The sequence below is a fragment of the Altererythrobacter sp. MTPC7 genome, assembly GCF_042851395.1.
In the GTDB taxonomy this organism is placed as follows: domain Bacteria; phylum Pseudomonadota; class Alphaproteobacteria; order Sphingomonadales; family Sphingomonadaceae; genus CAJXSN01.
Genome location: NZ_BTGS01000039.1, coordinates 1 through 1,510, shown reverse-complemented (window position 1 = coordinate 1,510; position 1,510 = coordinate 1). Strand labels below are relative to the sequence as shown.

Annotated in this window: 1 protein-coding gene; it reads left to right on the top strand. The window is 59.9% G+C overall.

Annotated elements, in window-relative coordinates:
- Nucleotides 1-85: 85 nt before the first annotated feature.
- Nucleotides 86-1,437, top strand: a protein-coding gene (locus ACGHJ7_RS14725; RefSeq protein WP_390479173.1) for an IS3 family transposase whose coding sequence is annotated in 2 segments (ribosomal slippage) — nt 86-421 and nt 424-1,437 — 1,350 coding nt in all. Because the reading frame shifts where the segments join, the coding sequence is not laid out codon by codon here.
- The last annotated feature ends 73 nt before the right edge of the window (nt 1,438-1,510 follow it).

The window sequence follows — 1,510 nt, the reverse complement described above, 5'->3', positions numbered from 1 at the left end:
TGTCCCCCGTCAGCGCCTATGGCACAGATTTGAGGTTGTGATTTGAGGAGGATTTGGGCTTCGTCGTAGTGACGAAGGAACGAAGATGAAGCCCAAATCCTCAAGGTCCAAAAAGCCTGCCGAGCAGGTCGTAAAGGACATCCGCCGCCGGACCCGTCGGCATTTTTCTGCAGAAGACAAGATCAGGATCGTTCTGGAAGGCCTGCGCGGTGATGACTCCATTGCCGAACTGTGCCGCAAGGAAGGCATTGCCCAGAGCCTGTATTACACCTGGTCCAAGGAGTTCATGGAGGCCGGCAAACGCAGGCTTGCTGGCGATACAGCCCGTGCCGCGACCACGGACGAGGTGAAGGACCTGCGCCGCGAGGCCCGCGATCTGAAGGAGTGTGTGGCCGACCTCACCCTGGAGAACCGGCTGCTCAAAAAAAGCATGATTGCGGATGGGGGAGACGACGAATGAGATATCCCGCATCCGAGAAGCTGGAGATCATCAGGATCGTTGAGCAATCGCACTTGCCCGCAAAGCGCACGCTGGACCAACTCGGCATAGCGCGGCGGACCTTCTATCGCTGGTATGACCGTTACCTCGAAGGCGGGCCGGAGGCGCTTCAGGACCGCCCTTCAGCGCCGAGCCGGGTGTGGAACCGCATCGGCGAGGATATCCAGGACCAGATCGTCGAGATGGCGCTGGAGCAGACCGATCTGTCCCCGCGCGAGCTGGCGGTGCGCTTCACCGACGAGCGGTGCTACTTCGTATCCGAAGCCACGGTCTATCGGCTCCTGAAGGCACATGATCTGATCACCAGCCCGGCCTACACGGTGATCAAGGCAGCAGAGGCGTTCCACACGCAGACGACTCGGCCCAACGAGATGTGGCAGACGGACTTTACCTACTTCAAGATCATCGGGTGGGGCTGGGTTTACCTCTCGACCGTGCTCGACGATTACTCGCGCTACATCATTGCATGGAAGCTCTGCACCACCATGCGGGCCGAGGACGTCACTGACACGCTCGACATGGCGCTGGCGGCCTCAGGCTGCGACCACGCCAACGTGCTGCACAGGCCGCGACTCCTGAGCGACAACGGCCCGAGTTACATCGCCGGAGAACTGGCCGACTATCTCAATGGCAAGCAGATGGATCACGTTCGCGGCGCACCCTTCCATCCGCAGACCCAGGGCAAGATCGAGCGCTGGCACCAGACCCTCAAGAACCGTGTGTTGCTGGAGAACTACTTCCTGCCCGGCGATCTCGAACAGCAGATCGAGGCCTTCGTCGAGCATTACAACCACCAGCGCTACCACGAGAGCCTCGACAACGTCACACCCGCCGATGCCTACTTCGGCAGAGCATCTGCCATCATCAAACGAAGAGAAAGGATCAAGCGAAAGACACTCGAACATCGGCGCTTGCAACACCGCAGGCTCGCCGCCTAAACATCAAACCGAGACGAGGCCCAAACTCCGCAAACCTACGCCGCGAGTTGTGCCAAATGTTCTGACGACGGAC